Genomic DNA, 12,258 nt, shown 5'->3' with positions numbered 1-12,258 from the left:
GGCACCGGTACAGTAACCACAGCCCTAACCTACGGTACCGTAGGTTACTCAGGAGGTAACTTATGTCCGACTCGGTCATGCCCACCGACGCCGTACCGGCGGCTCTGGAACAGGCGGCGAGCGTCCCGCTCAAGCCCCGGATGCGCGGCTGGATACACACCTGGGCCGTCGGCGTCTCCGCGATCGCGGTCGTCGTGCTGGTCGCGGTCGCCGCCCGGGTGTCCGCGACCGCGGGCTGGTCGACGCTCGTCTACGGCCTGACCGTCTGCGGCGTCTTCGGCGTCAGCGCCACCTATCACCGGGTGACGTGGCCGAGCGTGCGGGCCCGCACCCATATGAAGCGGGCGGATCACTCGATGATCTTCCTGTTCATCGCCGGCACCTACACGCCGTTCGCGCTGCTGGGGCTGCCGCGCCACACCGGGACGACGCTGCTGATCGTGGTGTGGGCCGGGGCGCTGGCCGGGGTCGCGCTGAAGCTGCTGTGGCCGCGCGCCCCGCGCTGGGTCGGCGTCCCGCTCTATCTGGTGCTGGGCTGGGCGATCGTGCCGGTCGCGGCGGCGATGACGCACAACGTCGGCGTGGCCCCGATGGTGCTGTTGCTCATCGGCGGGCTGGCCTACAGCGGCGGCGCGATCCTCTACGCCACCAAATGGCCCAATCCCTGGCCCGCGGTCTTCGGACATCACGAATTCTTCCACGCCGCAACGGTTCTCGCGGCGCTGTGCCATTACCTCGCGGTGTGGCTGGTGGTTGTCCGGTAATCCTGGCGGAAACGATCACCGCGAAACGGCAGAAGCCCGCGGCCCACGTTCTATGCTGCTCGTTCGTGCTCTTCGAACCGATCCGCCCCGGCATGCGCGGCCCTCGCCTGCCGACGCCGCGATGAACCGGCTGATCCTCTGGGCGCTTCGGGTCCGGTGGGGACTGTCGCTCATCGTGATGGTCTCCAACCTCGGCGGGCTCGCGGTCATCGTCACCGAGCTGTGGCTCAGCGGCTTTCTGGGCCGGCTCGGACCGGAGTGGATCACCGCGATGGGACGCACCGCGATCTATCCAACGATCGGGGCGGTGGCCGGCATCTGGCTGGCCGTGCGCGACCGGTCGCATTACTTCGGCTGGCTCGATGCCGGACGCAAACCCACCGAGGCGGAGGCGCGGCGGCTGCTGAACCTGCCGTTGGCGATCACGCTGCGAGCGCTGGCCATCTGGCTGCCCGGCGTCGTCATCGCCACGGTGATCTTCGCGAACGTCGTGCCGTCGCGGGCGATCGCGGTGGTCGCGGCGATGTTCGCGCTGGGTGCCTTCGAATCGGCCGGATTCACCCTGCTCATCGTGGATCGGCTGGTGCGCCCGGCGATACCGACCGTCGCCTCGGTGCTCGGCGGCACCATGCACTGGAGTTCCACGGTGCTCAACCGGGTCGTGGTGTCGTGGATCGTGTCCGGGGCGATGCCGCTGTTGATGCTGATCACGGTGCTCGCCGATCCGGTCGCCCACGCCGACGACCGGATCTGGACCGCGGTGTACATGTCGCTGGTGGGCCTGGGCGTCGGCGCCATCGCCACCGCCGCGCTGGCCCGCGCGGTCGCCGCGCCGCTGCTGGTGCTGCGCCGCGCCCTGGACCGCATCGCGCATGGCGACCTCGCGGTGCGGGTACCGGTCGGCAGCGCGAGTGAGATCGGGCGGCTCGAGCATTCGGTGAACGAGCTGGCGGAGAACCTGTCCGAGCGCGAGCGGATGCGCGAGGTGTTCGGCCGCCACGTAGGTGCCGAGGTGGCCGAACGGGCGCTGGCGGGTGGGGTGGATCTGACCGGCGATGTGCGGGTGGTGACGGCGCTGTTCGTCGACGTCATCGGGTCGGTGGGAATGTCCATGGGCCTGGCGCCGCGCGAGTTCGTGGCCAAGCTGAACCGGCTGCTGTCGATCGTGGTGTCGGCGACGGAGGACAACGGCGGGCTGGTGAACAAGTTCGAGGGCGATGCCGCGCTGTGCATCTTCGGTGCGCCGATCGCCCTGCGCGACAACGCGACTCCCGCCCTGCGCGCGGCCCGCCGCATCCGCGACGAGGTGGCCGCGGGCGGTGAACTCGATATCGGCATCGGGGTCGCGCGGGGCTCGGTCTTCGCCGGGGACGTCGGCACCGACACCCGGCTGGAGTTCACCGTGATCGGCGACGCGGTCAACGAGGCGTCCCGGCTGACCACCGAGGCCAAGCACGTGTCGCGGCGAATCCTGGTGAGCCAGGCGGTGATCGAGGCGGCCTCGGGCAACGAGAGCACCGGCTGGGAGCACTACGAGACGATCGCGCTGCGCGGGCGCACGGATCCTACGGACTGCTGGACCGATATCGCGCCGGTCTCGGAAGTCCCTGCCGGGCAGCCCGATTCGACCTCCGAGGTCACCTCACGGACCTGATGCGCGAGTCGGCGCCGGGCTGTCGTTCCGGCACAATGGCCGGATGCACTGACGCACATGCCGATCCGGCGCCCGGTCAGCCCGTCCTGCGCCTCTCAGGACTGGACCAGATCGCCGTCACACCAGCGTGCTGCCGACCGGAATCCACTGACGCGCAGACGGATCAAGGTCTGCCCCGGCCAGCGCACACCGGGTCGACGTATCACGGGTGCCAGGTGATGCTGCCGCCCTGGAAGTCCTGGGCCTTGCCGTTCTCATAGTCGTATTCGTCGCTGGTCGGGTAGCCGTAGTGGCCCTTCTCCGCGCCGTTGCCCTGCCAGACGCCCGCGATGTTGCCCCACACCGCGTGCGCGCCGGTCTCCTGGGACCAGTAGATGACCCCGCCCGGGAACAGGTTGTAGCGGCCCTGGCCGTCGGTACCGGCCGGGGATTCGTCCGACACCGGGAAGCCCAGCGGGCTCTTCTCCCAGCCCAGCGATGCGTACTTGTCGCGAATCAGGCCGCAGACGTCGTGCGCGTCGGTGCCGACGGACCAGTAGATCGAGCAGCCGCGCTCGAACACCTGGAACTTGCCGCCCTGAGCCGCCGACTCGGGAGTGGTCGGGTTGCCGAAGAAGGCCTGGCCGCCGCCGCGGACGTAGGCCTTGTCGATCGCGCCGCCGACGTCGAAGGCGCCGATGTGCTCGGCCGCGGCCGGTCCCGCGCCGCTCACGGTGGTCAACGCCACCACGGCGACACCGGCGGCGAGCGCCAGTGCGCCACGCCCGGACCGGGCGGAAACACGGTTCCAACGACTTGGCAACCTCACGTGAACTCCCTGGATAAGCGGCTGATCGAAGGCCTGGCGGACACCGCCGCCCAGGCCATAGTCCCGGGAGCTGTCGCGGTAGGCAAGCCCCGCCAGCCTAGCGGGGCCTCGGCCATACGGTTTCGCTATTAACTGCCGCTGCCAGGGAGTTCTCGAGAACCGTGGGTGAGCGGGCAATATTTCGGCGATGCGGGCGGGCGTTCGCCGGTCGACCGTCGTTCGTTACCGCTCTCTTTGTCTCATGGACGCCAGCCGGAACTGCCCGGTACTTCGGATCCACCGCTGCTCACCACCGGCAGGACACGCCTGCCCGCACGGCCACGGGTCGCGGTCGTTCCTCCTCGGCCCGAGGATCACATCCGACGCCGCGGTCAGTAATGCGACGCGCGGCTGTACGGCGGCTCCTCGGCGCCGTCCGGTCCCTTCGACCGCGCCAGTGGAATCGGGCTGCGAGACTCCCAACCAGCGGGATCCAGTGCGGAGGGCCGGCGGTTGCGCCTCACCCACCTTCTCGAGCGGCCGGAACTTCCCGCGCTCGGCGGATGGACCCGCCGATGCGGTTTCGCGGCTGCAGCCCTGCCGGTACCGGCCGACGCGGGCTTGGCTGCGCGCTACCAATTACACAGGCGCGTCGAACGTGGTGCGCGTCGAGCATTTCCGCAAGCGCGTCACCCGCTAGGAGTGGTGCTGCTTCCAGCGAGCCACCAGCCGCGTGCGGCGCTACCTCCAGCAACTCACCAGCCGCCGGGCGGCGCTGCCTGCCGCGAGTCACCAACCGCGGGGCGGCGCTACCTCCAGCAAGTCACCAACCGCGGGCGGCGCTACTTCCAGCGGGTCATTAGTCGCGGGTGGCGCTGATTCCGAGGGCGGCGTGCAGATCGGTTGCGTGGGTGACCGGAAGGTCGCAGACCGAGCCGCGGCAGACGTAGGCGGCCGCGACGCCGCGCACGGGCGGACGATCGGCCAGCAGCGGAGCCGAATTCGGCGGGCCCGCAACGACTACCGCGCCGCCGGGGGCATATCTGCGTGCGGCGGTGACCAATTCGTCTGTCACGGAATCCTCGGGCAGGGAGACCGCGATCTGCAACGGTCCCGCCGCGGCCGCTTCGGCGACGGTGAGCCAGTGACCGCCCGAGCGGGGTGCGCGGGCCAGCACGACCGCGCTGCGGGACAGGGTGGCGTCGGCCAGTTCGCGGTAGCGGATCGCGGGGTCCGGGCGGCTCAGCGCGGAGGCCGTCAGCAGGGCCTCGGCGAAGGCGGACGCGCCGGACGGGGTGGCGCCATCGAGCGGGTCGCGCGGTCGCGAGATCAGCGATTCGGCATCGGCGGCGGTGTCGAACCAGCTGCCCGGCGCGGCCGGGTCGTCGAAATGGGTGATCGCGATGTCCAGCAGGCGCTGGGCGTGTTCGAGCCAGTCGAGGTCGCCGGTCGCCTGATGCAGGGCCAGCAGGCCGGTGCTCAGCCAAGCGTAATCCTCGAGCACGCCGGGGGCCGCGCCGGCGACACCGCCGAGTGAGGCGCGACGCAGGCGACCATCGATTACGTGCTGCGACAACAGCATTCGTGCGCACCGAGCCGCCGCGGCGACCCACTCGGCGCGGCCGTGTGCGGCACCGGCCTCGGCCAGGGCGGTAATCGCCATGCCGTTCCAGGCGGTGACCACCTTGTCGTCGCGCGCGGGCTGTGGGCGCTCGGCCCTGGCCTGCCGCAACAAATTCCGCACCCGCTCGAAGCGTTCGGGTTCGGGCGGACCGGACAGGCCGGCGCCCGGCAGCGTGAGCACCGAGGCGCCGTGTTCGAAGTTGCCCTCGGCGGTCACCCCGAAAACCGTTGCTGCCCAGGCGCCGTCGTCCGGACCGAGGACCTCGGTGAACTGCTCCGGCGTCCAGACGTAGGTCGCGCCCTCGACGCCGGGGCCGTCCGGATCGATGTGCGTGTCCGCGTCCAGCGCCGAGGCGAAGCCGCCCTCTGCGGTACCCAGGTCGTCGATGATGAACTGGGCGGTCTCCGCCATTACGCGCAGCGGAAGAGGCTCGGCGGTGGCGTCATCGGATCCGCTGCGCGCCAGATGCGCATAGACGCGCAGCAATTGGGCGTTGTCGTACAGCATCTTCTCGAAATGCGGTACCACCCAACCCGCATCGACCGAATAGCGGGCGAATCCGCCCCGCAGCTGGTCGTAGATGCCCCCGCGGGCCATCGCGACCGCCGTGTCCACGACCGCCTGCCGCGCGACGTCGTCCCCCGTGCGCTCGACGTGCCGCAGCAGCCCCTCCAACAGCGCCGACGGCGGAAACTTCGGCGCCCCACCGAATCCCGCATGCCGGGGATCCACATCGCGCAGCACCACGGCGACCGCGTGGTCGAGCAGATCCGGCCCCACCGCCTGCCCGCTGTCCGGCAGACCGGCGTACTGCTCCCGCAGCGCCGCTGCCACCTGCTCCGCCGCCTGATCCACATCGGCGCGACGCGTGCGCCAGGTATCGGCCACGGCGGCAAGCAGCTGCGTGAACGAGGGCATCCCACCTCGCGGCGTCCGCGGATAATAGGTACCGCAGTAGAACGGCTCGCCCGCGGGAGTGAGGAAACAGGTCATCGGCCACCCGCCCTGCCCCGTCATCGCGACCGTCGCCGACATATAGATCGCGTCGATATCGGGCCGCTCCTCCCGATCCACCTTCACGCACACGAAATCGGCGTTCATCACCGCCGCGACCGCCTCGTCCTCGAAGGACTCGTGTGCCATCACGTGACACCAATGGCAACTCGCATATCCCACCGACAGCAGGATCGGCACGTCCCGCGCCGCCGCCTCCGCCAGCGCCTCGGCATCCCACTCACGCCAGTCGACCGGGTTGTCGGCGTGCTGGCGCAGATAAGGCGATGTCGCGCTGCTGAGGCGGTTCATGCCCCCAGCCTCCCACACCCGATCGGCACGAAGCCGATACGCACCCGGGCGCCTTCAGCACTGACGGCAATTGTGTGCATCGTGCACGCTACTCGCGCGGCGGGCGCTCAACCAGAATCGCCACGTTCTCACCGCACTGGCTGCCGACCTGTACTGGGAACCGCCGCGGATCGAGGCGAGGCAGTGGCTCCTTACCCAAGGTACGGAGTGCCGTGGTATTCGGCGTGGTGTCGTAGCCGGAGCCTCACGGTCGGATGCACTGGGACGGATTCGAGTTCCGCCGAGCTCAGAAACCTCACCGATGTGGATTCGTGTGATACCTCAATCGTTCCGCCCGTCGCCCGGCCGTAGTAGACGATCGCGAACTCTTGCCGGACCTCTCCATCGGAATATTCGATGACATGTTCCGGATCGGTGTAGATGCCGAGCAGTCCGGTTATCTCGATATCGAGCCCGGTTTCCTCTTTCGTCTCGCGGACAGCACACTCTTCGAGAGTTTCTCCGACTTCCATGATTCCGCCGGGCAACGACCAGTTCCCCGAATCGCCACGCCGTTGCATGAGCACGCGGCCGGAATCGTCGACAACCAGCGCCGAGGCTCCCGGCTTGAGCGAGTTGGGCATCGGTGCTGCCGGATCTCTGTAGTAGTCACGCCGAGAGCTCATCAGCAGTTCCTTGTCTCGAGGTAGACCCCTTCGAGCTCTCGTACGAGGTGACCGTTCCCCATATCTGCTCGAACTGGTCTGCAAACGATTCGAATATCCCGTATGGGGACACTTTTCGCAGGTGCAACGCTGTGTGCTGGTATCCCCGGGCGCGGAACAAGTACGGGGTGACGATCATCTGATCATCGAACCTGAACACCGAGTTGTACAAGTGCGTGGCGTGGAGGCCGATCACGCATCCTGGGGTGTCGGCCAGCGGACCCAGCATCGACAACGCGTTGCGTATCCGCCCTGGCAGGGTTCCACCCATTTGTTCCAGTGTGTCTCGTTCCGTGACGTGATCGCAGTCCGGATCGGCGAACCCTAGTCGTACTGCACACCCGGCGCGGCACTTGGCCGCGATCATCTCCGAGGCGTTGGGCAGCAACTCGAACACGAACGGGTATGCGTAGCCCATGATGTCGATGCGTTCGGTTGCCTTGTGCACCAATGAAACCCACAGATCGTTAGGTATCTCCGACCGATGTGCAAAAGCTCCCAAGACCTCCGCCGTGGCCGGCGCCCCGGCTTGAATGTCCGGCCGTGCGGTGGGCCACAGCGACTCTTCGGTTTCGCCGAGTAGTTTCGCGACGCGGTATCACCAGTCAATCTCGCGAAAGCTGCGGCGCCACAGTCTCGATGACTCATGTAGCAGACAGGAAGATTGTATCCCCCGAAAGAGAAGAAGAAAAAGAGAAACGGTAGCCCCAAAAAATGACTTGCCCAATTTCTCTCTACAGAATCAAGAGCGGCGCGCTGCGCGCGCCGCCCGGTGCGCCCGCCCTACCGCTGCGCTCCCGGGCGGGACACCCCGGTGCAGAACCAGGATGGGAGAGCCGAACCGCCACTGACGCCGACAGCATGCCGCGCGGTTTACTCGTCCGGACCAGCGACCAAATACTCCTTGAGCAGGACTGCGCCAGGCTCAAGTTCGGGGAATTCCCGCTCGGCGGGCGCGCTGAGGAACATTATTTTGATGTATGTGTCAGGGTCCAACTCCGCGAAAGGCGCGAGAGAAACCCGCTGCTTCATGCCGAAGCCATCGAACAATTCTATTTCCATGTCATCGCTACCGCTGACGCCATACTTGCGGGTGAGGTTGGCCAGCGTGGGCGGCGCTGGAACATCCTCCGTCAGCCGAAGGAAACGACTGTTGGAGTCGGCATCACTCACTTCAGCGATGATCTAAATCTTGGTAATCAACGTTTATTCCTTCGACCGTCTCAGGGGAATGATTCACCGTATTCCACTATCCTACCCGAGCCCGTGTATCCGCACGCTCATGGATACACGGGTTGTCTCTCGGGTAAATTATCAGGCGTGGCCGAGCAAGACGCGCTGTTCGAGCCCACCGCAGTTCTCGATACCCCACACTGAGCCGTCGGAGTACTTCATCACCGACACCGGGACACAGCCCGGACCCGTCCACCATGAATTGGGCTGGTCACCAACCTCCTCAGACATCGACACGATCATCAACGACGCCTGGGCATCCTTCCGCGGGGGTCGCTGAGCACAAGCTCGGCGTGACAGATTGTCACGTGACTTCGCCGAAACCACTGCTGTGATCAATGCAGGAGGTTTCGTAGTCCGGCTGTCTGTAATACCGACCCGTACCTCCTGACATCCGACAGCATCCAGGGGGTTCCGCTATGCACATTCCGCACCGGACCAGCACCGTGACGGAGTACGACGACATGAAACCAAAGGCCGTCGGCTTGGTACGCACCGATAAGTCCGGACTGACAGCCCCGCAGCGCGCAATCGATATCCGCCGTCATGCGGAACAACTCGGCTATCGCTACTTGTACACGGTCAGGCCGCCTGATGATCATCCCGACCCGATCGGGTACGCGCTCAGCATCGCATTCGCGGTGCACGCCGCCGCAATCGTCATCTACGACCCGGAAACCGTGGACAACACCTCGGCGCGCGTCTGCGATGCATGCAACCTGGAAACGGCCTGCCCGCCTACCCCCTGGGCCGCCGCGTCGGATGGAACGAACGACCCTGCCCACGCTCGCCCCGACCGCGCTTTAACCGTGCCGGAATCGCATCGAATCATGCAGCAACACAGAGCATGTCGCGCTGCATTGTGTCCCCGGAAGGCCAGTGCGCTCGGATGCCTGGTCAAGGCAGGCAAGGTCATCCCTCCAACTGCCAGTCCGCGTGAGCGGGCCGCCGCGCGCGGGCTACCGTTCCCCATCGCCAACAACGATCATCATGCTGTCGTCGGCCCCGATGCGCAAACCCTGATCGACGTTCTAGAGGCACTTGCCGAACCACGCACAAACGCCCGTCCCGATTACCGTGATGAGCCGGAGTCGATCCGAGAGCGGTTGTGCACCTTGAATACTCGCATTCCGGTCGGTTACAAGGTCGACCGGAAACCTGCCCCTCCCTACGGCTGGAACCTGCGCGCCGCTGACGGCACAATCGTTTCCAGCGGAAGTCCCGACATCATCGAGTCCGCTCACCGATGCCGAGGCACTTCAGCAGGCGCTCCGCACGATGCGCCATCATTGCTCCAAGCTCAACCTCGCCCGCATACCTCCATACACACGAGAGGATGATCCGAACCCATGCACCTGATCGAGGTCGAGCGCAAACGCGAACTCCACGACCCCAACCCGCTGCGCCAGCGACTCGCCGAACTCGGCTATCAGGAGGCCGAACACCTGACCGAGGTCGACACCTACTACAGCCGGCCCGATGTCGACTACATGAAAACCATTGAATGCCTTCGCATCCGACGCAGAGACGGGTTCGCCGAGGTCACCTACAAGCCGCCGTCCACCTCCGCCACACACAGCGACGCTGATGTGATCGCCAAACGCGAAACCAACGTCAACCTCAGCGGCCCCGATCAGGCCGACGCCGCCAGCCAACTCCTCGAGGCAATCGGCATGATCCAGCTCATCCGTGTCGAGAAGGACCGCACCACCTACCGCCACCCCGAGCACGAGAACATCATCGTCAGCATCGATTCCGTCACCCACACCGGAACCTTCGTCGAGACCGAGGTCACCGCCGTCGATCCAGACGCGGCCACCGTTCACCTCGAAGAAGTCGAAACCGAACTCGGAATCGCCGACCACGCGGTCGTGAGTCTCCCATACCGAGATCTCGTCATGGCCGCCACCAACTGAGCCATCTACGCTGTCCGACGAGCCCCACGGGATTTTTGCATTTTGTGGTCCTCAGTACGAATCAATGTTCGACGACGGCGTCCGAGCTGTGCGGCGTAGCCATACCCAGGTGCAGGCGATGGCGGCGAGCAGTGCTGGTTTGTTGAGGATCAGGGCGAGGGTGCCCAGTAGGACGACGTTTCCTGCGAGATACGCCGGTCCCATGACCAATACATGCAGCGCGCAGAACGCTGCCCACGCGGCGGTGACCCGGCGGTGTAGCCGTACCCGGGCGGCCGGGTCGGTGGTGTCAGCGGGTTCGAATCGGATCCTGCGGCAGATCGGCAGAGTCAGCGGGGTGGCAGTAGCGAGGCTGAGACCGAAGGCCACGGACAGGGCCGCATAGAGGATCAGCGGAGGTAGGAAGAAGTCCCGGCCGTGACCGGTGATCGCGGCCATTGCGGAGAAGATCAGGACGAGGGTGGTCGAGACGGCGACGACATTGGGGCGGTCGCCGTGGCACAGCCGGAGCCCGGCGAGGACCAGCGCGGTCAGGACGGCGACCAGGATGCCGGCGACGATGCCGCTCAGGGTGAAGCCGAGGATGTAGCCGAGGATGGGCGTGGCTCCGTCGATGAGATGGCGTACGCCGCCCAGGTCGCGGATCTTCGCACGCAACTCGGCGAAGCCGGACGCCGGAACATCGGCCGGTAGATCTGGTTGCGATGAATTGTTCATGGGTTCAACGCCTTTGGTGATCCTGAATATGCCGTCCACACACCACGCCGGCGCACCGGACGCGGCCGTGTGGACGCGGGGTCGAACGGTCAGACCGCCGGAGGCGGCGTCTCTCCGGGAGTGCCGAGCTTCGCGGCGGCTTCGGGTCCGCCGAATCGGTCGACCAGTGCTGCTTGGTCGGCCTTGGCTCGCTTGTCCACGGCGTCGGTCGTCTCCGGGTCCAGCAGGCCGATGAGCTCAGCGGTCAGCTCGGTGAGCACCTCGGCGTGGTCCTGATCGGCGGCCAGGTCCTGGACCTGGTCAGGATCGGCGGTGACGTTGTACAACTCGGGGGCGAAGCCGACGTAGTGGTGCAGGACGAAGTCGCCCCTGCGGATCAGGAACGCCGCACTGGGCGCGCCCATGGCGTGATATTCACTGAACACGACCCGCTGCGGGTCGAGGCCGGTCGTGGCGAGTTCGCGCAGCGAGACGCCCGGACGCGGTTCCCCGGCCGGAGTCACACCGGCGCCGTCGAGGATGGTCGGGTACAGGTCGACCAGGCTCGCCGGGGTGTCGCACACGGCTCCGGCGGGCACGCCCGGACCGGCCATGATCAATGGGACACCGGAGGATTCGGTGTACATCAGGGATTTGCCCCAGAGGCCGCGACTGCCGACCATGTCGCCGTGGTCGCTGGTGTAGACAACGAGCGTGTTGTCGGCCTGGCCGCTGGCCTCGAGCGCGCCGAGGATGCGGCCGAGGTTGTGGTCGAGGTAGGTGACCAGTCCGTAGTACGCGGCAGCTGCGCGGCGGCGTTCCTCCTCGGAGTTGGTGTTGTCGAGGCCCGGGAGGACTCCGGCGAAGGTCTCCACCCACGGATGGCGGGCGTGCCCGTGCTCGGGACGCATTGTCGGCGTGGGCATCTGGTCCGGGTCGTACATCTCGAAGTACTCCGGCGGGGCCAAATACGGGAAGTGCGGGGCGAGCAGGCCGGTGTATAGCACCCACGGTTCGTCGCGGTTGGCCGGATCTGCCAGCCATTGGCAGGTGCGTTCGGTGACCGCGGCGTCGTATCGGGTGTAATCCGATTCCGCGCCACCGGAGATCGACACCATCAGCGGCGCGTTGTCGCGGCGTGGCAGCGGGTCGCGCACCGAGCCCCACACCTGCCCGACTCCGTCCTTGAGATGCATGGGCAGATGCTGGACATCGAACCCGGTGGGGTCGGATTCGTTGCGGTAGTGCAGTTTTCCGATCGACTCGACCCGTCGTCCGGCGGCTTGCAGTTCGTGCCCCCAGCCTGGGATCGCGCCGTCGTAGCCCATCGCGTTGTCCCAGTACCCAGTCTGGTGCGGGTACAGCCCGGTAGCGAACGAGGCGCGCGACGGCACACAGATGGGGCTCGGGCAGTAGGCGGAGGAGAAGCGCGTGCCGCGCGCTGCCAGCGCATCCATGTTCGGTGTCCGGATGAGCGGATTACCGGCCGCGCCAAGGATTTTCGGGTTGTGCTGGTCGGACATGATGACCAGCACGTTCATCGACTGTTCGGTCATGGCGGTCTCGCCTTTCTGT

Annotated in this window: 11 protein-coding genes; 4 read left to right on the top strand and 7 right to left on the bottom strand. The window is 66.6% G+C overall.

Annotated elements, in window-relative coordinates; all coding sequences use genetic code 11:
• Positions 1-62 precede the first annotated feature (62 nt).
• Both trhA and KO481_RS16180 read left to right on the top strand, forming a co-directional pair.
• Positions 63-764 carry a PAQR family membrane homeostasis protein TrhA gene (gene trhA, locus KO481_RS16185; protein ID WP_215917988.1) on the top strand — a complete coding sequence of 234 codons (702 nt, stop codon included), beginning with the start codon at positions 63-65 and terminating at the stop codon, positions 762-764.
• 121 nt (positions 765-885) lie between these two features.
• Complete coding sequence (locus KO481_RS16180) at positions 886-2,418, top strand: adenylate/guanylate cyclase domain-containing protein (protein WP_215917987.1); 1,533 nt, start codon at positions 886-888, stop codon at positions 2,416-2,418.
• Positions 2,419-2,620: 202 nt separating this feature from the next.
• Here the strand turns inward: KO481_RS16180 and KO481_RS16175 are convergent, their stop codons facing one another.
• The 5 genes from KO481_RS16175 to KO481_RS16155 all read right to left on the bottom strand — a co-directional run bounded on the left by KO481_RS16175 (position 2,621) and on the right by KO481_RS16155 (position 8,011).
• Entirely contained in the window at positions 2,621-3,226 is a 606-nt protein-coding gene (locus tag KO481_RS16175) for an LGFP repeat-containing protein (RefSeq protein WP_308166638.1), read from the bottom strand.
• 838 nt (positions 3,227-4,064) lie between these two features.
• On the bottom strand, positions 4,065-6,134 hold the full coding sequence (locus KO481_RS16170) for a thioredoxin domain-containing protein (RefSeq protein WP_215917986.1): 2,070 nt from the start codon (positions 6,132-6,134) through the stop codon (positions 4,065-4,067).
• Positions 6,135-6,325: 191 nt separating this feature from the next.
• Positions 6,326-6,757: an NUDIX domain-containing protein gene (locus KO481_RS16165; protein WP_281066118.1), complete on the bottom strand. Its 432-nt coding sequence runs from the start codon at positions 6,755-6,757 to the stop codon at positions 6,326-6,328.
• Positions 6,758-6,782: 25 nt separating this feature from the next.
• Positions 6,783-7,340, bottom strand: coding sequence for a hypothetical protein (locus tag KO481_RS16160; protein ID WP_215917984.1), 558 nt, complete (start codon positions 7,338-7,340; stop codon positions 6,783-6,785).
• A gap of 371 nt (positions 7,341-7,711) precedes the next feature.
• Positions 7,712-8,011 carry a hypothetical protein gene (locus KO481_RS16155; RefSeq protein ID WP_215917983.1) on the bottom strand — a complete coding sequence of 100 codons (300 nt, stop codon included), beginning with the start codon at positions 8,009-8,011 and terminating at the stop codon, positions 7,712-7,714.
• Positions 8,012-8,490: 479 nt separating this feature from the next.
• Here KO481_RS16155 and KO481_RS16150 point away from each other — a divergent pair, with 479 nt between their 5' ends.
• Complete coding sequence (locus KO481_RS16150) at positions 8,491-9,411, top strand: hypothetical protein (protein ID WP_215917982.1); 921 nt, start codon at positions 8,491-8,493, stop codon at positions 9,409-9,411.
• A 9-nt stretch (positions 9,412-9,420) separates the two neighbouring features.
• Positions 9,421-9,987 carry a class IV adenylate cyclase gene (gene cyaB / locus KO481_RS16145; protein WP_215917981.1) on the top strand — a complete coding sequence of 189 codons (567 nt, stop codon included), beginning with the start codon at positions 9,421-9,423 and terminating at the stop codon, positions 9,985-9,987.
• A gap of 51 nt (positions 9,988-10,038) precedes the next feature.
• Here the strand turns inward: cyaB and KO481_RS16140 are convergent, their stop codons facing one another.
• Both KO481_RS16140 and KO481_RS16135 read right to left on the bottom strand, forming a co-directional pair.
• Entirely contained in the window at positions 10,039-10,704 is a 666-nt protein-coding gene (locus tag KO481_RS16140; RefSeq protein ID WP_215917980.1) for a DUF3159 domain-containing protein, read from the bottom strand.
• 89 nt (positions 10,705-10,793) lie between these two features.
• Positions 10,794-12,239 (bottom strand): sulfatase family protein, encoded by a 1,446-nt coding sequence (locus tag KO481_RS16135; protein ID WP_215917979.1) that lies wholly within the window; start codon positions 12,237-12,239, stop codon positions 10,794-10,796.
• Between the last annotated feature and the right edge of the window lie 19 nt (positions 12,240-12,258).

Origin of the sequence: Nocardia albiluteola (assembly GCF_018860155.1) — a bacterium.
Lineage (GTDB): Bacteria > Actinomycetota > Actinomycetes > Mycobacteriales > Mycobacteriaceae > Nocardia > Nocardia albiluteola.
The sequence above is the reverse complement of the archived record's forward strand: the minus strand, read 5'-3'. Positions and strand labels throughout refer to the sequence as shown.

What these genes read in the sequence shown, in the direction of transcription:
- trhA (WP_215917988.1), top strand. Translation starts at nt 63, where the DNA reads ATGTCCGACTCGGTCATGCCCACCGACGCCGTACCGGCGGCTCTGGAA.
- KO481_RS16180 (WP_215917987.1), top strand. Translation starts at nt 886, where the DNA reads ATGAACCGGCTGATCCTCTGGGCGCTTCGGGTCCGGTGGGGACTGTCG.
- KO481_RS16170 (WP_215917986.1), bottom strand. Translation starts at nt 6,134, where the DNA reads ATGAACCGCCTCAGCAGCGCGACATCGCCTTATCTGCGCCAGCACGCC.
- KO481_RS16165 (WP_281066118.1), bottom strand. Translation starts at nt 6,757, where the DNA reads ATGCCCAACTCGCTCAAGCCGGGAGCCTCGGCGCTGGTTGTCGACGAT.
- KO481_RS16150 (WP_215917982.1), top strand. Translation starts at nt 8,491, where the DNA reads ATGCACATTCCGCACCGGACCAGCACCGTGACGGAGTACGACGACATG.
- cyaB (WP_215917981.1), top strand. Translation starts at nt 9,421, where the DNA reads ATGCACCTGATCGAGGTCGAGCGCAAACGCGAACTCCACGACCCCAAC.
- KO481_RS16140 (WP_215917980.1), bottom strand. Translation starts at nt 10,704, where the DNA reads ATGAACAATTCATCGCAACCAGATCTACCGGCCGATGTTCCGGCGTCC.
- KO481_RS16135 (WP_215917979.1), bottom strand. Translation starts at nt 12,239, where the DNA reads ATGACCGAACAGTCGATGAACGTGCTGGTCATCATGTCCGACCAGCAC.